Below are 18,232 nucleotides of genomic sequence, written 5' to 3'. Positions count from 1 at the left end.
TCGGCTTTCTATGCGGCGGAACGAGAGAACGAACGGTCGAGGCGTCAGGCCTGCGGACGGTCCTTGTCGGTGCGGTCGGCGTCGGCTTCGGCGGCCTGGCGCGCGGCGCGGTGGTCGTCGCTGATCGAGGTGATCTCGCCGTCGGTGACACCGGCGATGTACTCGGCCTCGGTCTCCTCGGCCTCGATGAACTCGTCTTCGGTCACGGTGCCCGAGGTCGGGTCGACGATGCGGAGGACGGCCTGGCTGTGGACCTTGATGACGACGCCGGGGGCGATTTCGACGTGAGCCGGCTTGTCGAGGTCTTCACCGTCGTACTCGACGATGGTGCCGTAGAGCCCGCCCTGCAGCAGGACCTCAGCGCCGGGAACCGTCTGACGCGCCTTCTCCTCCAGCTCGAGCTTCTGCTTCTGCATGCGGCGGCGAGAGCTCCAGAACATGAAGATCAAGAGGCCGATCAGCAGGATGATGAGGCCGTAATTGGCGAAGAAGCTCGCGAAATCCATGGAGGCGGTGCACCTTTCAGGTCAGGCGCGCCGTGCGGCACTGCCTAGCGGGGGTCGGGGAATCCCTCGCCGAGTATAGGTCATCACCCCTGGCTGAACCGGAGCAGCCCGTCCGGGTGAGGAGCACCGAGGTGATCGTAGGCCTCGGGGGTGGCGACGCGGCCGCGCGGCGTGCGGCCCATGAAGCCGATCCGCACGAGGTAGGGCTCGACCACCGACTCGATGGTCTCGGGCTCCTCGCCGACCGCCACCGCGAGCGTGCTGAGCCCCACCGGTCCCCCGCGGAAACGGCGCACGAGCGCATCGAGCACGGCGCGGTCGAGTCGGTCGAGCCCGATGGCGTCGACGTCGTAGAGGTCGAGGGCGGCCCCCACGGTCCGCACGTCGGCGTCACCGTCGTCGGTACCCTCGGACGGCCCGTGCACGACGAGATAGTCGCGTACTCGTCGCAGAAGACGGTTGGCGATGCGGGGCGTCCCCCGTGAACGGCGGGCGATCTCGGAGCGCGCCGTGCCGGGGAGCCCGACGTCGAGCATGGATGCCGATCTCGAGACGACCCGTTCGAGTTCTTCGGGCTCGTAGTACTCGAGGTGCGCCGTGAAACCGAACCGATCGCGTAACGGATTGGGCAGGAGGCCCGCACGGGTCGTCGCCCCCACGAGAGTGAACGGCGAGAGATCGAGCGGAATGCTCGTCGCCCCGGCGCCTTTGCCGACCATGATGTCGATGCGGAAGTCCTCCATGGCGAGGTACAGCATCTCTTCGGCCGACCGAGCCATGCGGTGGATCTCGTCGATGAACAGCACTTCGCCCGGAGTGAGCGACGACAGCAGAGCCGCGAGGTCGCCCGCGTGCTGGATGGCCGGACCGCTCGACAGGCGCAGCGGACGCCCGCTCTCGTGGGCGACGATCATCGCGAGCGTCGTCTTGCCGAGTCCGGGAGGGCCGGACAGGAGGATGTGGTCGGGCGAGCGCTGCTGGATGCGCGCCGCGTCCAGCAGCAGCTGGAGTTGCCCGCGCACCTTCTGCTGCCCGACGAACTCGGCGAGCGAGGTCGGGCGCAGCGCCCCCTCGATCGCGAGCTCGGTCTCGTCGTCGGGGGTCCCGGCGTCGCGGACGTCAGCCACCCACGGTCTCCTTGCGCGCAGGCCCCAGCAGCGCGAGCGTGAGGCGCAGCAGTGCCTGGACCGAGGCGCGGTCGCTCTCCGAGGCGTTCTCGGCCACGGATGCCACGGCCTCGGCCGCCGTGCGCTCGGTCCAGCCGAGACCCACGAGCGCCTGCGTCACCTGCAACGGCACCTGTCCGTGGCCGGCGACGGCTGCGGGAGCTGCGGCGGGGACGACGGCGAGCTTGCCCGCCAGCTGCACGACGATGAGCTTCGCGGTCTTGGGGCCGATGCCGGACACCCTGCGGAACGGGGCATCGTCGTCATCGGTCACCGCCTGGGCGATCTGCGGCACGGTCAGCGACGACAGCACGCCCAGCGCCGACTTCGGACCGACGCCCGTGACGCTGATGAGCTGCGTGAACACGGTGAGTTCTTCGCGGCTCTCGAAGCCGTAGAGCGAGAGGGCGTCTTCGCGAACGATGAGGTTCGTGTGCACGTGCACGTCGTCGCCCACGTGCACCGTCCGCGCGAACTGCGAGGTGACCGCCACCGAGAAGCCGACACCCCCGACCACGATGACCAGAGAGTCTTCGGCGACGTGAGCCGCCGTCCCGTGGAGCGAAGAGATCATGCTCACAGCTTACGCATCGCTTCGTACATGTGTTCGAGCGACACGAGGCTGGGGGGAACGCCTCTTCTCGGCATCCCGCCATGCCCGCTGAGCGGGAGTGAGCGTGGTCTCCCCGGACGCGGGGGCCGCTCCCCCGCGCCAGGCGTGGCACAGCGCGATCGCCAGGGCGTCCGCGGCGTCCGCCGGCTGCGGCAGGGCGTCGAGTCGGAGCACCCGCGCGACCATCGTCTGCACCTGCAGCTTGTCGGCCGAGCCGTAGCCGGTGATCGCCGCCTTGACCTCGCTGGGGGTGTGAGTGGCCGCCGGGATGCCGTGCTCGGCCGCGAGGAGGAGCGCGATGCCGCTGGCCTGAGCTGTCCCCATCACCGAATGGCGGTTGTTCTGCGCGAAGACGCGCTCGACGGCGACGACCTGGGGGTCGTGTTCGCGCAGTACCGAGCGGATGCCGGCGGCGATCGCCGCGAGCCGCTTCTCGATCGGGTCGCTCGGCGCCGAACGGGCGACGCCCACGTGCACGAGGGACGCCGTGCGGTTGGGTGACACATCCACGACGCCGATGCCGCAGCGGGTCAGGCCGGGGTCGATACCGAGGACGCGGAGGGAACGAGACACGGCCCCCACGCTAAGCGCAGGGGCCGTGCTCGAGCTCAGGGCGCGCCCTTACTCGTCGTTCTCGAGCTCCGCCTGCACCTCGGGGGTGAGGTCGAAGTTCGTGTAGACGTTCTGGACGTCGTCGCTGTCTTCGAGGGCGTCGATGAGGCGGAAGACCTTGCGCGCGGTGTCGGCGTCGACCTCGATCTTCAACGAGGGGACGAACTCGACGTCGGCCGAGTCGTACTCGATGCCGGCTTCCTGCAGTGCGGAACGCACCGTCACGAGGTCGCTCGCTTCGGTGATGATGCCGAAGCCGTCGCCGTGCGGCTCGATCTCCTCGGCGCCGGCCTCGAGGGTCGCGAGCATGACGTCGTCCTCCGTCGTACCCTCGCGCGGGACGACGATGACGCCCTTCCGGCTGAAGTTGTAGGCGACGCTGCCCGGGTCGGCCAGCGTGCCGCCGTTCCGGCTGAGCGCGGTGCGCACCTCGGCCGCCGCGCGGTTCTTGTTGTCGGTCAGACACTCGATGAGGAAGGCGACGCCGTTCGGGCCGTATCCCTCGTACATGATCGACAGGTACTCGACGGCTTCGCCGCCGATGCCCGCGCCGCGCTTGATCGCGCGGTCGATGTTGTCTTTGGGGACCGAGGTCTTCTTGGCCTTGAGGACGGCATCGAAGAGGGTCGGGTTGCCCTGCAGGTCGGCGCCGCCGAGCTTGGCCGCGACCTCGATGTTCTTGATGAGCTTGGCCCACGACTTGGCGCGGCGGGCATCGACGACCGCCTTCTTGTGCTTGGTCGTGGCCCATTTGGAGTGTCCGGACATAGGTTCCAGTCTAGAGCGCGGGTGCGCCCGCGCCGCGTCGAGCGCTCACCCGCGCGAGGAAGCGCTCGTGGAAGCGCGTCTCCCCCGTCGATTCGGGGTGGAACGCAGTTCCGAGGAGGGCGCCCTGTTCGATCGCGACCACGCGCCCATCGGGAAGGGATGCCAGGGGCTCGGCATCCGGTCCCCACTCCACGACCGCGGGCGCTCTGATGAACACGGCGTGGACCGGCGGGTCGCCGAGCGCGGGGACGTCGAGATCGGTTTCGAACGACGCGGTCTGGCTGCCGAAGACGTTGCGCGCGACGCGGGCATCGATCCCGCCGAACGTGCGCTGGCCGGTGATCGCGCCGTCGATCCGGTCGGCGAGGAGGATCAGTCCCGCGCAGGTGCCGTACATCGGCATGCCCGCGGCGATGGCCGCCCGGACGGGCTCGAACAGGCCGAAGGCGCGGGCGAGCTTGTCGATGACGCTCGACTCGCCGCCGGGGAGGACGAGGCCCTCCACGGCGGCGAGTTCCTCGGGTCGACGTACGGGACGTGCGTCGGCGCCGAGGGCGGTCAGCACCGCGAGGTGCTCGCGCACGTCGCCCTGGAGGGCGAGCACGCCGACGCGCGGAGCGTTACCAGCCACGCTCGGCGAGGCGGTGCGGAGCGGGGAGGTCGGCGACGTTGATGCCGACCATCGCCTCGCCGAGACCGCGCGAGGCCTCGGCGACGATCTTCGGGTCGTCGTGGAAGGTGGTCGCCTTCACGATCGCGGCGGCACGCTGGGCGGGATTGCCCGACTTGAAGATGCCCGAGCCGACGAACACGCCGTCGGCGCCGAGCTGCATCATCATCGCGGCGTCGGCGGGGGTCGCCACTCCCCCGGCGGTGAACAGGACGACGGGGAGCTTCCCGGTCTCGGCGATCTCGGCGACGAGGTCGTAGGGCGCCTGCAGCTCCTTGGCCGCGACGTAGAGCTCGTCCTTCGTCTTCGCGCGGAGGGCGTTGATCTCGCTGCGGATCGTGCGGATGTGCTTGGTCGCCTCCGAGACATCGCCGGTTCCGGCCTCGCCCTTGGACCGGATCATCGCCGCCCCTTCCGTGATGCGGCGAAGGGCTTCGCCGAGGTTCGTCGCGCCGCAGACGAACGGAACCGTGAAGTTCCACTTGTCGATGTGGTTGACGTAGTCGGCGGGTGACAGCACTTCGGACTCGTCGATGTAGTCGACGCCGAGCTCCTGCAGGATCTGCGCCTCGACGAAGTGACCGATGCGGGCCTTGGCCATGACGGGAATCGACACCGAGGCGATGATGTCGTCGATCAGGTCGGGGTCGCTCATGCGCGCGACGCCGCCCTGTGCGCGGATGTCGGCGGGAACGCGCTCGAGCGCCATGACGGCGACGGCGCCGGCGTCCTCGGCGATACGGGCCTGCTCGGCGGTGACGACGTCCATGATGACGCCGCCCTTGAGCATCTCGGCGAGACCGCGCTTGACGCGGGAGGTTCCGGTGTCGGTCATGTCCACTCCGTTCCGCGCTCGGGGCGCGATCTTCCGCGCGTCGGGTCGCGCTCCATTTGGCTTAGGCCAAAACGTAGCATGGCTGAGGACATAAGGTGGACAGGGACCCAGGGGGGCTATGACCATCGACATGACCGGCCGATCGGCATCCGGAATCGCGTCCGACCTGCGTGAGCGGATCGAACGCGGCGAACTGGCGCCGGGCACGCTGCTGCCCTCGGTGCGCGCCGTCGCGGCCGAACTCGGCGTCAACCGCAACACCGTCGTCGCGGCGTACCGTCAGCTCGCCCAGGCCGGGCTCGTCGAGGCGCGCGGACGCGGCGGCACCCGCGTGGCGGATCGGACGACCGTGGCGCAGGAGGGGTATGCGCCCGGCACCGTCCTGCGCGACGTGGGCACCGGGAACCCCGATCCGACGCTCATCCCGGACCCCACCGCCGCCCTCGTCCGCTCCACGCGTCCCGTGCTGTACGGCGAGCCGGTCATCGACCCGGGCCTCGAGGCCTGGGCGCGTGACTGGATGGCGGACCAGCTCCCCCATGACGACCTCCGCATCACCGTGACGAGCGGCGCGAGCGATGCGATCGAGCGATTGCTCGCTCAGGCCCTGCAGCGGGACGACGCCGTGGCGCTCGAGGATCCGTGCTTCCTCTCCGCCCTGCACACGGTCCGAACGGGCGGGTACCGTGCGGTTCCGGTGGCGGTGGATGCCGACGGGATGACCGTCGACGGGCTCAGCGCCGCGCTCGACGCCGGGGTGCGTGCCGTGATCGTCACGCCGCGCGCCCACAACCCCACCGGGGCGAGTCTCAGCGCCGAGCGCGCCGCGGCGCTGCGCGACGTGCTGGCGGCACATCCGTACGTGCTCGTGATCGAGGACGATCACTTCTCTCTGCTCTCACGCGCGCCGCTGCACTCCGTCATCGGTCCGGCGCAGCGGCGGTGGGCGCGCATCCGCTCGATGTCGAAGTTCCTCGGACCCGACACGTGCCTCGCCGTCACGGCATCCGATCCGGACACCGCCGACGGACTCGCCGTGCGGCTCACGCCCGGCACGACGTGGGTGAGCCACATCCTCCAGCGCATGACGCTCGCGCTCGTCACGGATGACGCGGTGCGCGCGGACATCGAGCGCGCTGCCGCGCACTACGCGGCCCGCAATGCGGCATTCGCCCGTGCGCTGACCGACCGCGGCCTTCCCGTGGCGCCGGGCGACGGCCTCAACCTCTGGGTTCCAATGCCCGCGCCCGCCGCCGACGTGCGCGAGGAGTTGATGCGCCGCGGCTGGCTTGTCCGCGAGGGCGACCCGTTCTTCCTCACCCCCGCCACGGGCTCTTTCCTTCGCCTGACGGTGCACGATCTCGACGAGGCCTCGGCGGTCACTCTGGCGGACGACATCGCCGTCGCTGCGGGAACGCGGCGACCTACCGCGCGAGGTGGAAGGATCGAGGCATGAAGGTTCTCTCGATCCAGTCGGCCGTCGCGTATGGACACGTCGGCAACTCCGCCGCCGTCTTCCCCCTCCAGCGCATCGGCGTCGAGGTTCTCCCCGTCTACACGGTCAACTTCTCCAATCACACCGGCTACGGCGCATGGCGCGGGCCGCTGATCTCGCCCGACGACGTGGCCGCGGTGATCACCGGGATCGAGGAGCGCGGGATCTTCCCCGAGATCGACGTCGTGCTCTCGGGATACCAGGGCGGCGAGGGAATCGCCGACGTCATCATCGACACCGTCGCGCGGGTGAAGAAGGCGAATCCGGAAGCCGTCTACGCCTGCGACCCGGTCATGGGCAACGCCAAGTCCGGGTGCTTCGTGGCTCCCGCGATCCCCGAGCTGCTGCGTGAGCGCGTCGTGCCCGTCGCCGACATCCTCACCCCGAACCAGTTCGAGCTCGGCTTCCTGACGGGCACCGAGCCGGGCAGCATCGACTCGACCCTCGAATCCGCCGATGCGCTGCGCGACCGCGGCCCGCGGACGATCCTCGTCACGAGCGTCGAGCGACCCGACCGCGAGCCCGACACGATCGAGATGATGGTCGTCGATGACAACGGCGCGTGGATCGTGCAGACGCCGCTCATCCCCATGAAGGCGAACGGGTCAGGCGACGTCACGGCGGCGCTCTTCACCGCGCACTACCGCCGCAGCGCCGGCGACGCGGCCGATGCGCTGGCTCGCACGGCATCCAGTGTCTTCGACCTGCTCACCAACACGTACGAGTCGGGATCCCGCGAGCTGCGCCTCATCGAGTCGCAGGAGGCCTACGCGCACCCGCGCCTGCAGTTCTCGGTGCGTCAGGTGCGCTGAAGCGGGTGAGGCGGCTCAGCCGCCGTACACCTCGCCGTAGGCCGACTGCCAGGCCGGCGCATCGTCCGGGCACAGGAACGATGTCCCGAACACCATCACGCTCGCGACGTTGCGTTCTCCTGCGGCGAGGGTCGCGGCATCCGCATCCTTCGGGAGGATGGCGGCGAACAGGGGCGACGTGGCGACATGCGTCTGCAGGGTCGACGCGTCGACCCTGTGGCTGTTGAGGATCGCCGACTCGCACGCATCCGCAGCGAGAGCGAGGGCGATGTTCTCGTCCTGGGCCGACCACGTCGACCCCTGACCCTCGACGTAAGCGCGCTGCTGGGAGATGAACTCCTTCTGCGCGGGCGTGACCGCGACGAGCGGTGTCCCATCCAGCGGGAGCTGCTGCTCCTCGAAGAACTCCTGCCGCTCGGCCAGAGGATCGTCGATGCTCTCGGCATCCGCGCCGTCCGCGGGATCGACGGGCTGCGTCTGCGTGGGGGCGCTCTCGTTCTCACCCGCTCCGCCGAGGTTCGGGACGGGGAAGCAGGCCGTCATACCGACGATCACCGCGGCCACCGTCAGTGACAGAACGAGGGCGCGAGGGCGAGAGGTCATGACTCCCACGCTAGCGACGCTCGGTCATGAGGCGAGGGGCTTGCGAACACCCGACCTAGTCGCCCCAGGCCTCCGCGACCGTGCGCCGCACGTCCCCGAGGAGCTGCGGCAGGGCCTTGGTCTTGGCGATGATCGGGAAGAAGTTCGCGTCCGACGCCCAGCGGGGAACGATGTGTTGGTGCAGGTGCGCGTCGACTCCGGCCCCCGCGATCGCGCCCTGGTTCATCCCGAGGTTGAACCCGTCGCACCGCGACACGGCGCGCAGCACGCGCATTCCGCGTTGCGTGAGCACTCCGATCTCGGCGACCTCTTCGTCGGTCGCCTGGTCGTAGGTGGCGATGTGACGGTACGGGCACACCAGCAGATGGCCGGAGTTGTAGGGGAAGAGGTTGAGCAGCACGTACGCCGTCTTGCCGCGCGCGACGATCAGCCCGTCCTCGTCGGATTTGCCGGGAGCCGCGCAGAACGGGCAGTTCTGCTCCATGGGCTCCCGGCCCGCCGAGATGTAGGCCATACGGTGCGGGGTCCACAGGCGCTGGAACTCGTCCGGTACCCCCGGCAGGGTCGCCGCGTCGATCAACTCGGCGTCGTCGGTTCCCGTGGCATCCGGGTCCGGCGTCACGCCAGGTCCTCCGCGGTGTTGACGAGCGTGCGGGACGAGATGGCGCCGGTGATCCGCGCCACGGCTTCGTCGACAGGGATGCCGTTGAGCTGCGTTCCGTCGCGGAAACGGAACGAGACCGTGCCGTTGGAACGGTCCTGCTCGCCGGCGATCAGCATGAGCGGCACCTTCTGCGTGGTGTGCGTGCGGATCTTCTTCTGCATGCGGTCGTCGCTGTGGTCGGCCTCGGCGCGAACGCCCTTGCTCTTGAGGTCGGCGACGATGCCCTGCAGGTAGTCGCCGTACTCGGCGGCGACGGGAACGGCCACGACCTGCACGGGCGAGAGCCACACCGGGAAGGCTCCGGCGTAGTGCTCGAGCAGGATCGCGAAGAAGCGCTCGACCGAGCCGAAGAGGGCGCGATGGATCATCACCGGACGGTGCTTCTCGCCGTCGGGACCGGTGTACTCGAGCTCGAAGCGCTCGGGCTGGTTGAAGTCGAGCTGGATGGTCGACATCTGCCAGGTGCGGCCGATGGCGTCCCGGGCCTGCACCGAGATCTTCGGGCCGTAGAACGCCGCCCCACCCGGATCGGGCACGAGCTCGAGGCCCGAGGCCTCGGCGACCTCGCGGAGGGTTTCGGTCGCCTCGACCCACAGGCTGTCGTCGCCGATGAACTTCGGGTTGCCCTCCTCCTTGGTCGACAGCTCGAGGTAGAAGTCGTTGAGGCCGTAGTCGCGCAGGGTCTGCAGCACGAAGTCGAGGCTGTGGGTCAGTTCGCCCTTGACCTGGTCGGCCGTGACGTAGATGTGCGTGTCGTCCTGGGTCATGCCCCGCACGCGGGTGAGACCCGACAGCGTCCCGCTCTTCTCGTAGCGGTAGACCGAGCCGAACTCGCTGAGGCGCAGGGGCAGCTCGCGGTAGCTGCGGCCGCGCGAGCGGAAGATCAGGTTGTGGAACGGGCAGTTCATGGGCTTCAGGTAGTACTCCTGGCCCTCGCGCGAGACGTGCCCATCGGCATCCACCACCTCGTCGAGCACCATCGGCGGGTACATGCCGTCGGCGTACCACTGCAGGTGACCACTCGTCATGAACAGGTCGCCCTTGGTGATGTGCGGGGTGTTCACGACCTCGTAGCCGCTGGCGAGCAGGCGCTCGCGCATGTAGCGCTCGATCTCGTAGCGGATGATGCCGCCCTTGGGGTGGAACACCGAGAGGCCGGGGCCGATCTCGTCGGGGAACGAGAAGAGGTCGAGCTCCTTGCCGAGCTTGCGGTGGTCGCGCTTCGCGGCCTCTTCGAGGCGGTGCTGGTACGCGCGCAGCTCGTCTTTCGTCGGCCACGCGGTGCCGTAGATGCGCTGCAGCTGCGGGTTCTTCTCGCTGCCGCGCCAGTAGGCGCCCGCGATGCGGGTGAGATCCCAGCCGTTGCCGATCAGGCGCGTGCCGGGCACGTGGGGTCCCCGGCAGAGGTCCTTCCACGCGGTCTCGCCGTCGCGGGTGACGTTGTCGTAGATCGTCAGTTCGCCGGCGCCCACCTCGACGGAGGCGCCCTCCGCGATTTCGGTGGCTGAGCCCGTCGAAGCCCCGCCCTTGAGGCCGATGAGCTCGAGTTTGAACGGCTCGTCGGCGAGCTCGGCGCGTGCCTCGTCGTCGGTGACGACGCGGCGCACGAACCGCTGGTTCTCGCGGACGATGCGCTCCATCTCCTTCTTGATGACCTTGAGGTCCTCGGGAGTGAACGGCTCGTCGACCTGGAAGTCGTAGTAGAAACCGTCGGTGACGGGCGGACCGATGCCGAGGTTGGCCTGCGGCTTGACGCGCTGGACCGCCTGGGCGAGCACGTGCGCCGTCGAGTGCCGGAGGATCGACAGGCCGTCGGCGCTGTCGATCGTGACGGGCTCCACCTCGTCGTCGGCCGTGACGGTCGTGGCGAGGTCTTTCAGCTCGCCGTTGACGCGCAGGGCGACAACCGAACGGTCGGGGAAGAGGGCGAAGCCATCGGCGGGGAAATCAGTCACAGCACATCTCCTGAAAGGGTCGCTTCCAGGCTACCGGGCGGGCGTGACCTCAACGGCACCGGACGTGCCGCATAGTGGAGCGGTGACTTTGGCCATCATCGGCGGCGTGCTCTGGATCCTCGGGATCATCGCGCTGCTCACCGGCGTCTTCCCCGCGGACGCCGCCCTCGCCGTCGCGGACCGCGTCTGGCCCATCCTGCTGTTCGTCGTCGCCGTCACGGTCGTCGCCGAGTTGGCATCCAAAGCCGGGCTCTTCGACGTCGTGGCCGCGCGCCTCGCTCGCGTCGCGCGCGGGCGCACGGTGTGGCTGTGGGTGCTCGTCGTGGCGCTCGCGACGGTCGCGACGGCCTTCCTGTCGCTCGACACCACCGCCGTGCTGCTGACGCCGGTCGTGATCTCGATGGCCGTGGCGCGAAAGCTCGATCCGCTCCCCTTCGCGTTCGTCACGGTCGTGCTGGCGAACACCGCCTCGCTCGTGCTGCCCGTGTCGAACCTGACCAACCTGCTGGCATCCGAAGCCCTCGGGGGCGGGCACGACCCCGTCGCCTTCCTCGCGCTTCTCGGGCCCTCGGCGCTGATCGCGATCGTCGTGTCGGTCGTGGTCTTGACGGCGGTGTTCCTCCGTCGCCTGCCGAAGACGTACCCGGATGCCGCCTCCCCCGCCGTCTCCGACCCGCTCCTCCTGCGCGTGTCCGGGGTCGTCACCGTCGCCTTGCTGCCGCTCCTGGTCGTCGGCCTCGAACCGTGGATGCCGGCCCTCGGCGCCGCCGTGGTGCTCGTGGCGGCGTTCGCGTGGCGCGCGCCGCGGGTTCTCGGCGTCCGTCTCGTCCCGTGGTCGTTGCTCGTGTTCGCCGGCGGTCTGTTCCTCGCCGTGGGTGCCTTGGAGGCTCTGGGCATCGGGCGCATCACGTCGGTGCTGGCAGGAACCGGCGACGACCTCGTCTCGCTCTGGCAGGTGGCCGGCGTCGGGGCTCTCGCGGCGAACGGCATCAACAACCTCCCGGCCTACCTGGCGCTCGAGTCCGTCGCGGGATCCCCCGCTCGACTGGCGGCCCTCCTCATCGGCGTCAACGCCGGACCGATCGTCACGCCCTGGGCATCCCTCGCCACACTCCTGTGGCACGACCGTCTGGTGGCGGCGGGCGTCGAGGTGAAGTGGGGGCGCTTCATCGTGCTGGGCGCCGTGATCGCGCCCCTCATTCTGCTCCTCGGGGTGTTGCCGCTCGCCCTGTGAGGGTCAGTCCTCGTAGGTGCGCGACCACGCTTTGCGCGGCTCGATGAACCACACGGCCAGACCCTCGCGCATTCCGTAGGGGCGCCCCTCGTACACCTGCGAGATGCGGTCGACGTAGGGCAGAGCGGCATCCCCCTCGAGGCGGTCGACGGCCTCACCGCGGACGAAGGCCATCGCGTAGGGGTTGTCGGCTCCCGTCACCGAGATCGCGACGCGGGGATCGCGACGCAGGTTGCGATCCTTCAGCGTGTCGACCTCGGTGAAGAACACGAGCCGCTCGCCGTCGACGCCCACCCACAGCGGCGTCGAGTGCGGGGAGCCGTCCCGCATGAGGGTGGCGAGGTGCGCGACCGCCGTGGTCTCGAAGAAGGGCTTGGTCTCTGTCCAGTCGCTCATGAGGGCGACAACCCCGCAGCCGGGCAGTGCTATTCCCCGCTCACGAGTGAGGGCCGGCCGCCATCTGGTCGTTCGGTACCTCGCGGAAGACCATCTCGTCGCGCTGCATGCTCTCGCGCGGGGTGAACTCCTCCGGTTCGGGGATCACGTACAGTCCGCGCCCCGAGTTGGCGTTGTACGTCAGCGCGTGCAGCCACGGGGCACTCAACTGCGGAGTCCGACTCCCGTGGTACTTGAACACCAGCGAGACGTTCGGGTGGATGTAAACGGTCGTCCGCCCACCACCCGTGCTGATGTCGTCCTTCCACGTGAACGGAAAACTCTCTCCCCGCCGCACCTTGGCCATGATGACCGCCTGCAGGTGCGCCAGGAGCCGATCCTCGAACTCCATCTTCGTGTTTCCGTCGTAGATGAACCGTCCCATGTGACACCTCCTCGCCGGCACCTCGTCAGACCGCGCATCTTCCGGCGAGAAGAAGGGGGACACGGATGCCGGGGTGCCAGCCGCTCTCCTGCAACCTCTCGCGAGTCCGGCCCGACGGCAAACCCCCTTGCGAACAACTGCGGTTCGGGTACACCTCATCGCGTTCCCCGGCCCTCGCTCCACGTAGAGGTGCGCGGAACGTCAGCCGTCGCGCGAGATGCGGAGGATCACCCGGTCGCCCGGACGTCGCTGGATCTTGCGGACGATGGCCTCGAAGCCGAGGATCGCGCGGTACTGCAGGCCGTATTTCCGCCGCAGGGCCGTATCGGCGCGGGAATCGTCGGTGGCTGCCCCGGCGACGCGTCCTTTCGCGACGACGGTGATGGCATCCGGGTCCACCGCGCCCATGCGGCTGCAGGGCCGGAGGGTCACGCGGGAGTCGTTGCGCAGCCGCTTGACCTTGCCCGTGTTGCGTTCGCTCGTGACGACGAGCTCATCGCCGTCGCGTGCGATCCATACGGGAACGGCGACCTCGGCGCCGTTGCGACGGAAGGTGCCGAGCGAGACGAACGGTGAGGCGGCGATCTCACGCCACTGCGTGTCGGGGACGGTCATGGGTCCACGGTAGGCGTCCGGGTGACGAAAAGGGCGGGGGCTTGCGGGCCGGGCGGTTGTTCACACGATCGGAGCACGAGCCGCCGTCGGCAGGGTGGGCGCGGCGCTCATCCCCGCGTCACCACCTCCCCGCCGCTGAGGTCAGCCGCGGGTGCCGCTGTCGCGGTCCCACTCAAGGGATTTCCACTGCAGGAACGAGCAGAGGTTGCCGGCGACGACGAGCTCTGCCGCGAGCGAGGCGATGTCGTGGATGGAAAGCGTCAGATCTTCGGGGCGTCCCGTGAGCGTGGCCTCCCACACCGGCTGGTCGTAGCCACGTGGCTGCATGTAGATGGAGGCCTTCGCGTTGCGGAGACTCATGACCACGAGACCCGTGTCCTGACTGTCCGCGTCCTCCTGCTGGGCGACACGGATCGAGCCGCCGAACACGTGACCCTGATCCTTGAACTCCTGCACCCACTGCTGCAGCTGCTCCTGCGATCGACGCGGGGGCGAATCCTGAAGCTCATCCATAGAAGAAAGGATGCCACGACCCGCCGACATCGCCGCTTTCGGGCGTGCGTGATTACCTCGGAAACGAGAAAACCCCCGGCGGAGCCGGGGGTTTCATTCGGTGCGCGATACTGGGATCGAACCAGTGACCTCTTCCGTGTCAGGGAAGCGCGCTACCGCTGCGCCAATCGCGCCTATACAGGCTGTTCAGTTGTGAAGCGAGGTGGCGACGGGATTCGAACCCGTGTAAACGGCTTTGCAGGCCGGTGCCTAGCCGCTCGGCCACGCCACCGTGTGTGGTTCGACCCACGTGTCGTGATCTCTCGTCGGTTTCCCTGACGATGATCCCTTCACTCGAGCGGATGACGAGATTCGAACTCGCGACCCTCACCTTGGCAAGGTGATGCGCTACCACTGCGCTACATCCGCATTTCGTTCCCGGGGCTTGCCCCGAGCACTCGTAAGACATTACCCGATCTGAGCGAGGGTGCAAAACCGGACGCGCCCCGGGTGTGTCTCGACGTCGTGGTTCGGAGCAGGTCGCGGCATCCGGTACGATCGATGAGTCCCGTTCGGGATGAGGGCGATTGGCGCAGTTGGTAGCGCGCTTCCTTCACACGGAAGAGGTCATCAGTTCGAGTCTGGTATCGCCCACCACAGAAGCCCCCGGTTCCCCGGGGGCTTCTTCGTTTCCCGGCGCGCCGCCGATCAGTGGCCGGCGTCCGCGTGCTCCGGCGGCCACGCCACGGAGAAGCGTTCGAAGATGATCTCGTCGCTCTCCTCGGACCATTCGCGCCCGAGAGCCGCCGAGATGCGTGTCCAGTAGCGACGGTGTTCGACTCGCCAGCTTTCGAGGGACCGATCGTCCTCGCCCTCGTCGTAGGCGAAACGGGCGTCCGCGCTCTCGAAGACGTCGAGACGCATCTCGGTCGTCCGGAGGATCGCGCGGGGTGCGCCCCGGCCGTCGCAGGCGATCCAGTGCGAGCCGATCCGCGGGAGGAGCTGCCCTTCCGCGGTGTACTCGGCGACGAGCGAGGAGGTGGCGCGCTTCTCCCCCTCGAGCACGCACGCGAGCAGTTCGTCGGCGAGTCTCTCGGTGTCGCCGAAATGCTCGACGGTGTACTCGGGGCAGGCGGCGACGGCGTCGGGATGCGCGGCGGCATAGTCCTGCCACATCCGATCGGCGGCTGCGGTGTCGACGACGATGGGTGAGATGGCGCTCATGCCCCCATCCTCGCAGCCCCCGTCAGCCGCGTTTCCAGCCGTAGCGCGCGGTCAGCGCCGCCGCGACCGTGTCGAAGCGGCGTCGATCGAGGGCCGCGGCCTCCCGGCGCATGCCCGCGTCGTGCACGAGGTAGACCTGCTCGATGTCGACCCACGACGGGCGCCTCTGCGGGTCCCACTCCCCCGTGCCGAGCGACAGGTACTGCCGATCGCCGTCGTGCGGCTTGCTGGTGAGGCGTACGGCGTACGAGCGGGTGGCATCCGCCCGTCCGATCACGAGCACGGGACGGTCCTTGCCGCGCCCGTCGCGTTCCTCGTACGGCACCCAGGTCCACACGATCTCGCCCCCGTCCGGCGCGTTGTCGCGCTGAGGGGCGTAGGAGAGCGTCAGGCGCCGCGGTGGATCGATCTCGACCGTCTGTGTGCCCGAGGGGGCCGTGGAGGGCCGTACCGGGGCGGAGCCGGCTCGGGTCGGGGGCGACGAGCGGAACATCCCGAGAAACGCCGACACGAGACGAGAGGTGGTTCCCATTCCCCCACCCTAGGCATCCTGCGGTCGCGCTCCGACGGAGCCCACCGCACGGCGGCACCGGAGGAAAAGAGAGACGGGGCGCCACCGACGATTCGGTGACGCCCCGTCCGGGGGTGACGAAGGTCAGGCCCGAGCGTCGCTCAGGACGTAGCCCTCCTCGCCGTGAACCACGGTGTCGATGCCGGCGATCTCGTCTTCGTTCTTGACGCGGAAGCCGATGGTCTTCTCGATCGCGAAGCCGATGATGAAGGCGAGCACGAAGGAGTACACCAGGACCGCGAGGGCCGCGATCGCCTGGACGATGAGCTGGTTGAACGAACCGCTGTTGATGAGGCCGGTGCCGGTGGCGAAGATGCCGAGGTACAGCGTTCCGAGCAGACCGCCGACGAGGTGGATGCCGACGACGTCGAGCGAGTCGTCGAACCCGAGCTTGAACTTCAGCTCGATCGCCAGGGCGCAGACGGCACCGGCGACCAGGCCGAGCACGATGGCCCAGATCGGCGTCAGGGCGGCACAGGCCGGGGTGATGGCGACGAGACCGGCGACGGCACCCGAGGCGGCCCCGACCGAGGTGGGCTTGCCGTCCTTGATCTTCTCGACGATCAGCCACGAGAGCAGAGCTGCGGCGGGAGCGGCGATGGTGTTGACGAACGCGAGGGCCGCCGTGTTGTCGGCGGCGAGCTCGGAGCCCGCGTTGAAGCCGAACCAGCCGAACCACAGCAGGCCGGCGCCCAGGAGCACGAACGGCGGGTTGTGGGGGACGTGCGCGCCCTTCTGGAAGCCGACGCGCTTGCCGAGGACGAGGGCGAGGGCGAGGGCTGCGGCACCGGCGTTGATGTGCACCGCGGTTCCACCGGCGAAGTCGATCGCGCCGACGCCGAAGACGTCCTGGAGGCCGTGGGTGATCCAGCCGCCGTAAGAGAAGGAGCCGTCCTCGGCGAGGCCGAAGTTGAAGACCCAGCTCGCGACCGGGAAGTAGACGACCGTCGACCAGATGAGGGCGAAGATCATCCAGGAGCCGAACTTGGCGCGGTCGGCGATGGCGCCCGAGACCAGAGCGACCGTGATGATGGCGAACGTGGCCTGGAAGGCGACGAAGGCGAGCGGCGGGTACGCCGCGCCCTCAGGTGCGGTGAGGACGCTGGAGAGACCGAACTCGTTCCAGTCGATCATCCAGGGGAGCTGGGTGACGCCGGCGTCGGTCGCGGGGAAGGCGATCGCGTAGCCGTAGAGCACCCACAGCACGCCGATCAGGCCCATCGCGCCGAAGCTCATCATCATCATGCTGATGACGCTCTTGGCCTTGACGAGGCCACCGTAGAAGAACGCGAGTCCTGGCGTCATGAGCAGCACGAGGGCGGCTGCTAGCAGGATGAATGCGGTGTTGCCTTGATCCATCTCGGAGGAAACCTCTCTGCAGGGACGCAGGTGTAGCGTCGGGTCCCCCCAGTGTTCCCAGCGCCGGTTTCCATCTCCGTTCGAGAGGTGTTACGGGGACGTTACAGCGCTCGGCCCCAGGTAAACATCGCGTTTCGCGTGGCCGGGAGCCACGCATGAGGACGCTGAATCAGGAGTGTGTGAGCGCGACGAGCCGCGACGTGGCGCGCAGGTACTTCTTGCGGTAGCCGCCCGCGAGCATCTCCTCGCTGAAGACCGTGTTGAGCGGGACGCCGGTTGCGCGGATCGGGATCTGCGCGTCGTAGGCCCGGTCGATGAACGCGACGAGGCGCAGCGCGGCCGACTGATCGTGCAGAACCTGCACGTCGCGCAACCCGATCGTGTCGACACCGTCGATCAGACGGATGAAACGCGAGGGGTGCACCCGGGCGAGGTGTCCGACGAGGTCGGCGAACGCGTCATCGGATGCCACTCCCGCGGCGGCCGCGGCATCCATCGCCCGTCGGTACTCGTCGTCACCGAGCACCTTCGCCTCGCCGTCGATGGCGCGCTGGCGGAAGTCGGTGCCGTCGATGCGGATCGTGCGGAAGCTGTCGGACATCGACTGGATCTCGCGCAGGAAGTCCTGAGCCGCGAAGCGCCCCTCGCCCAGAGCGTTGGGAGGAGTGTTCGACGTCGCCGCCAACCGGGTTCCGGATGCCACGAGCTCCCCCAACAGGCGCGTCATGACCATCGTGTCGCCCGGGTCGTCGAGCTCGAACTCGTCAATGCACAGCAGGTCGGATCCGCGGAACAGCTCCACGGCCTTGGCGTAGCCGAGGACGCCGACGAGGGCGGTGTACTCGATGAAGGACCCGAAGTACTTCCGGCGGGCGGGCATCGCGTGATAAATCGACGCGAGCAGGTGCGTCTTGCCGACGCCGAAGCCGCCGTCGAGATAGACGCCGGGCTTGACCGGCGCGACCTTCTCCGCGCGACGGAAGAAGCCGCCCTTCTTCGCAGGAGCCGACTGCTTTCCCGCGAACGCCTGCAGCAGCTCTTTCGCTTCCTGCTGCGAGGGGTACGCGTCGTCCGCGCGGTACGACTCGAACGTCGCGCCGTCGAACTGCGGCGGCGGAACGAGGGCGTTCACCATCTCGGCGCCGGTGACCGCGGGCTCGCGCTCGGTGAGGTGGATGAGGCCGGTCGTTGCGGGAGTGGAGGTCATGGCCGTCCTGT

The 18,232-nt window shown here is 68.8% G+C and carries 21 protein-coding genes and 4 tRNA genes; 4 read left to right on the top strand and 21 right to left on the bottom strand.

Annotated elements, in window-relative coordinates:
• Positions 1–44 precede the first annotated feature (44 nt).
• The 7 genes from MTES_RS17390 to pdxS form a co-directional block, all read right to left on the bottom strand.
• Positions 45–506, bottom strand: a complete 462-nt coding sequence (locus tag MTES_RS17390; protein ID WP_013586592.1) for a preprotein translocase subunit YajC — start codon at positions 504–506, stop codon at positions 45–47.
• Positions 507–589: 83 nt separating this feature from the next.
• On the bottom strand, positions 590–1,633 hold the full coding sequence (ruvB, locus tag MTES_RS17385) for a Holliday junction branch migration DNA helicase RuvB (protein WP_013586591.1): 1,044 nt from the start codon (positions 1,631–1,633) through the stop codon (positions 590–592).
• Entirely contained in the window at positions 1,626–2,246 is a 621-nt protein-coding gene (gene ruvA / locus MTES_RS17380; RefSeq protein WP_013586590.1) for a Holliday junction branch migration protein RuvA, read from the bottom strand. Before ruvA ends, ruvB begins: the two co-directional genes overlap by 8 nt.
• 9 nt (positions 2,247–2,255) lie before the next feature.
• Positions 2,256–2,858: a crossover junction endodeoxyribonuclease RuvC gene (ruvC, locus tag MTES_RS17375; protein WP_043361668.1), complete on the bottom strand. Its 603-nt coding sequence runs from the start codon at positions 2,856–2,858 to the stop codon at positions 2,256–2,258.
• A gap of 48 nt (positions 2,859–2,906) precedes the next feature.
• Positions 2,907–3,665, bottom strand: coding sequence for a YebC/PmpR family DNA-binding transcriptional regulator (locus MTES_RS17370; RefSeq protein WP_013586588.1), 759 nt, complete (start codon positions 3,663–3,665; stop codon positions 2,907–2,909).
• Between the two features lie 10 nt (positions 3,666–3,675).
• Positions 3,676–4,296: a pyridoxal 5'-phosphate synthase glutaminase subunit PdxT gene (gene pdxT, locus MTES_RS17365; protein WP_043361666.1), complete on the bottom strand. Its 621-nt coding sequence runs from the start codon at positions 4,294–4,296 to the stop codon at positions 3,676–3,678.
• Complete coding sequence (gene pdxS, locus MTES_RS17360; RefSeq protein WP_013586586.1) at positions 4,286–5,170, bottom strand: pyridoxal 5'-phosphate synthase lyase subunit PdxS; 885 nt, start codon at positions 5,168–5,170, stop codon at positions 4,286–4,288. Before pdxS ends, pdxT begins: the two co-directional genes overlap by 11 nt.
• A gap of 118 nt (positions 5,171–5,288) precedes the next feature.
• On the opposite strand from pdxS, the gene MTES_RS17355 reads away from it, so the two are divergent.
• Both MTES_RS17355 and pdxY read left to right on the top strand, forming a co-directional pair.
• Positions 5,289–6,626, top strand: coding sequence for an aminotransferase class I/II-fold pyridoxal phosphate-dependent enzyme (locus MTES_RS17355; RefSeq protein WP_013586585.1), 1,338 nt, complete (start codon positions 5,289–5,291; stop codon positions 6,624–6,626).
• Positions 6,623–7,477 carry a pyridoxal kinase PdxY gene (gene pdxY / locus MTES_RS17350; RefSeq protein WP_013586584.1) on the top strand — a complete coding sequence of 285 codons (855 nt, stop codon included), beginning with the start codon at positions 6,623–6,625 and terminating at the stop codon, positions 7,475–7,477. The genes MTES_RS17355 and pdxY overlap by 4 nt, the downstream gene beginning before the upstream one ends.
• A gap of 15 nt (positions 7,478–7,492) precedes the next feature.
• Here pdxY and MTES_RS17345 read toward each other — a convergent pair whose 3' ends face one another.
• Genes MTES_RS17345 through thrS form a run of 3 tightly spaced genes read right to left on the bottom strand, consistent with a single transcriptional unit; the run spans position 7,493 to position 10,699 of the window.
• Positions 7,493–8,080: a hypothetical protein gene (locus MTES_RS17345; protein ID WP_013586583.1), complete on the bottom strand. Its 588-nt coding sequence runs from the start codon at positions 8,078–8,080 to the stop codon at positions 7,493–7,495.
• A 55-nt stretch (positions 8,081–8,135) separates the two neighbouring features.
• A complete protein-coding gene (locus tag MTES_RS17340) occupies positions 8,136–8,702 on the bottom strand; it encodes an HIT family protein (RefSeq protein WP_013586582.1) in 567 nt (188 codons plus the stop codon).
• Entirely contained in the window at positions 8,699–10,699 is a 2,001-nt protein-coding gene (thrS, locus tag MTES_RS17335) for a threonine--tRNA ligase (protein WP_013586581.1), read from the bottom strand. The genes MTES_RS17340 and thrS overlap by 4 nt, the downstream gene beginning before the upstream one ends.
• Before the next feature lie 82 nt (positions 10,700–10,781).
• Between thrS and MTES_RS17330 the strand changes: the two genes are divergently transcribed.
• Positions 10,782–11,933: an SLC13 family permease gene (locus MTES_RS17330; RefSeq protein ID WP_013586580.1), complete on the top strand. Its 1,152-nt coding sequence runs from the start codon at positions 10,782–10,784 to the stop codon at positions 11,931–11,933.
• Positions 11,934–11,936: 3 nt separating this feature from the next.
• On the opposite strand, the gene MTES_RS17325 is transcribed toward MTES_RS17330, so the two are convergent.
• The 7 genes from MTES_RS17325 to MTES_RS17295 form a co-directional block, all read right to left on the bottom strand.
• Positions 11,937–12,329 carry a PPOX class F420-dependent oxidoreductase gene (locus MTES_RS17325; protein WP_013586579.1) on the bottom strand — a complete coding sequence of 131 codons (393 nt, stop codon included), beginning with the start codon at positions 12,327–12,329 and terminating at the stop codon, positions 11,937–11,939.
• A 40-nt stretch (positions 12,330–12,369) separates the two neighbouring features.
• A complete protein-coding gene (locus MTES_RS17320) occupies positions 12,370–12,753 on the bottom strand; it encodes a hypothetical protein (RefSeq protein ID WP_013586578.1) in 384 nt (127 codons plus the stop codon).
• A gap of 201 nt (positions 12,754–12,954) precedes the next feature.
• Complete coding sequence (locus tag MTES_RS17315; protein ID WP_013586577.1) at positions 12,955–13,368, bottom strand: PPOX class F420-dependent oxidoreductase; 414 nt, start codon at positions 13,366–13,368, stop codon at positions 12,955–12,957.
• Between the two features lie 141 nt (positions 13,369–13,509).
• Positions 13,510–13,881: a hypothetical protein gene (locus tag MTES_RS17310; protein WP_043361664.1), complete on the bottom strand. Its 372-nt coding sequence runs from the start codon at positions 13,879–13,881 to the stop codon at positions 13,510–13,512.
• A 101-nt stretch (positions 13,882–13,982) separates the two neighbouring features.
• Positions 13,983–14,054 (bottom strand) — tRNA-Val (locus MTES_RS17305).
• A 27-nt stretch (positions 14,055–14,081) separates the two neighbouring features.
• Positions 14,082–14,152 (bottom strand) — tRNA-Cys (locus tag MTES_RS17300).
• Between the two features lie 65 nt (positions 14,153–14,217).
• Positions 14,218–14,289, bottom strand: a tRNA-Gly gene (locus MTES_RS17295).
• 152 nt (positions 14,290–14,441) lie between these two features.
• Between MTES_RS17295 and MTES_RS17290 the strand changes: the two genes are divergently transcribed.
• Positions 14,442–14,517: transfer RNA gene (locus MTES_RS17290), tRNA-Val, on the top strand.
• A gap of 51 nt (positions 14,518–14,568) precedes the next feature.
• On the opposite strand, the gene MTES_RS17285 is transcribed toward MTES_RS17290, so the two are convergent.
• The 4 genes from MTES_RS17285 to zapE all read right to left on the bottom strand — a co-directional run bounded on the left by MTES_RS17285 (position 14,569) and on the right by zapE (position 18,221).
• Positions 14,569–15,084: an ASCH domain-containing protein gene (locus MTES_RS17285; RefSeq protein WP_013586575.1), complete on the bottom strand. Its 516-nt coding sequence runs from the start codon at positions 15,082–15,084 to the stop codon at positions 14,569–14,571.
• A 22-nt stretch (positions 15,085–15,106) separates the two neighbouring features.
• Entirely contained in the window at positions 15,107–15,616 is a 510-nt protein-coding gene (locus tag MTES_RS17280; protein WP_013586574.1) for a type II toxin-antitoxin system PemK/MazF family toxin, read from the bottom strand.
• A gap of 123 nt (positions 15,617–15,739) precedes the next feature.
• Positions 15,740–17,014 (bottom strand): ammonium transporter, encoded by a 1,275-nt coding sequence (locus MTES_RS17275; RefSeq protein WP_013586573.1) that lies wholly within the window; start codon positions 17,012–17,014, stop codon positions 15,740–15,742.
• Between the two features lie 169 nt (positions 17,015–17,183).
• On the bottom strand, positions 17,184–18,221 hold the full coding sequence (gene zapE / locus MTES_RS17270) for a cell division protein ZapE (RefSeq protein WP_013586572.1): 1,038 nt from the start codon (positions 18,219–18,221) through the stop codon (positions 17,184–17,186).
• Between the last annotated feature and the right edge of the window lie 11 nt (positions 18,222–18,232).

This window comes from Microbacterium testaceum StLB037 (assembly GCF_000202635.1).
Taxonomy (GTDB): Bacteria; Actinomycetota; Actinomycetes; order Actinomycetales; family Microbacteriaceae; genus Microbacterium; species Microbacterium testaceum_F.
Note: the sequence above shows the minus strand (reverse complement) of the source record. Positions and strands in the feature narration are given on the sequence as shown.

Excerpts from the sequence above, each read along its gene's own strand:
- MTES_RS17285 (WP_013586575.1), bottom strand. The coding sequence starts at position 15,084 with ATGAGCGCCATCTCACCCATCGTCGTCGACACCGCAGCCGCCGATCGG.
- MTES_RS17320 (WP_013586578.1), bottom strand. The coding sequence starts at position 12,753 with ATGGGACGGTTCATCTACGACGGAAACACGAAGATGGAGTTCGAGGAT.
- ruvA (WP_013586590.1), bottom strand. The coding sequence starts at position 2,246 with ATGATCTCTTCGCTCCACGGGACGGCGGCTCACGTCGCCGAAGACTCT.
- MTES_RS17370 (WP_013586588.1), bottom strand. The coding sequence starts at position 3,665 with ATGTCCGGACACTCCAAATGGGCCACGACCAAGCACAAGAAGGCGGTC.
- MTES_RS17345 (WP_013586583.1), bottom strand. The coding sequence starts at position 8,080 with ATGACCTCTCGCCCTCGCGCCCTCGTTCTGTCACTGACGGTGGCCGCG.
- MTES_RS17390 (WP_013586592.1), bottom strand. The coding sequence starts at position 506 with ATGGATTTCGCGAGCTTCTTCGCCAATTACGGCCTCATCATCCTGCTG.
- MTES_RS17275 (WP_013586573.1), bottom strand. The coding sequence starts at position 17,014 with ATGGATCAAGGCAACACCGCATTCATCCTGCTAGCAGCCGCCCTCGTG.
- MTES_RS17280 (WP_013586574.1), bottom strand. The coding sequence starts at position 15,616 with ATGGGAACCACCTCTCGTCTCGTGTCGGCGTTTCTCGGGATGTTCCGC.
- pdxS (WP_013586586.1), bottom strand. The coding sequence starts at position 5,170 with ATGACCGACACCGGAACCTCCCGCGTCAAGCGCGGTCTCGCCGAGATG.
- MTES_RS17355 (WP_013586585.1), top strand. The coding sequence starts at position 5,289 with ATGACCATCGACATGACCGGCCGATCGGCATCCGGAATCGCGTCCGAC.
- pdxY (WP_013586584.1), top strand. The coding sequence starts at position 6,623 with ATGAAGGTTCTCTCGATCCAGTCGGCCGTCGCGTATGGACACGTCGGC.
- MTES_RS17315 (WP_013586577.1), bottom strand. The coding sequence starts at position 13,368 with ATGACCGTCCCCGACACGCAGTGGCGTGAGATCGCCGCCTCACCGTTC.
- zapE (WP_013586572.1), bottom strand. The coding sequence starts at position 18,221 with ATGACCTCCACTCCCGCAACGACCGGCCTCATCCACCTCACCGAGCGC.
- MTES_RS17310 (WP_043361664.1), bottom strand. The coding sequence starts at position 13,881 with ATGGATGAGCTTCAGGATTCGCCCCCGCGTCGATCGCAGGAGCAGCTG.
- MTES_RS17325 (WP_013586579.1), bottom strand. The coding sequence starts at position 12,329 with ATGAGCGACTGGACAGAGACCAAGCCCTTCTTCGAGACCACGGCGGTC.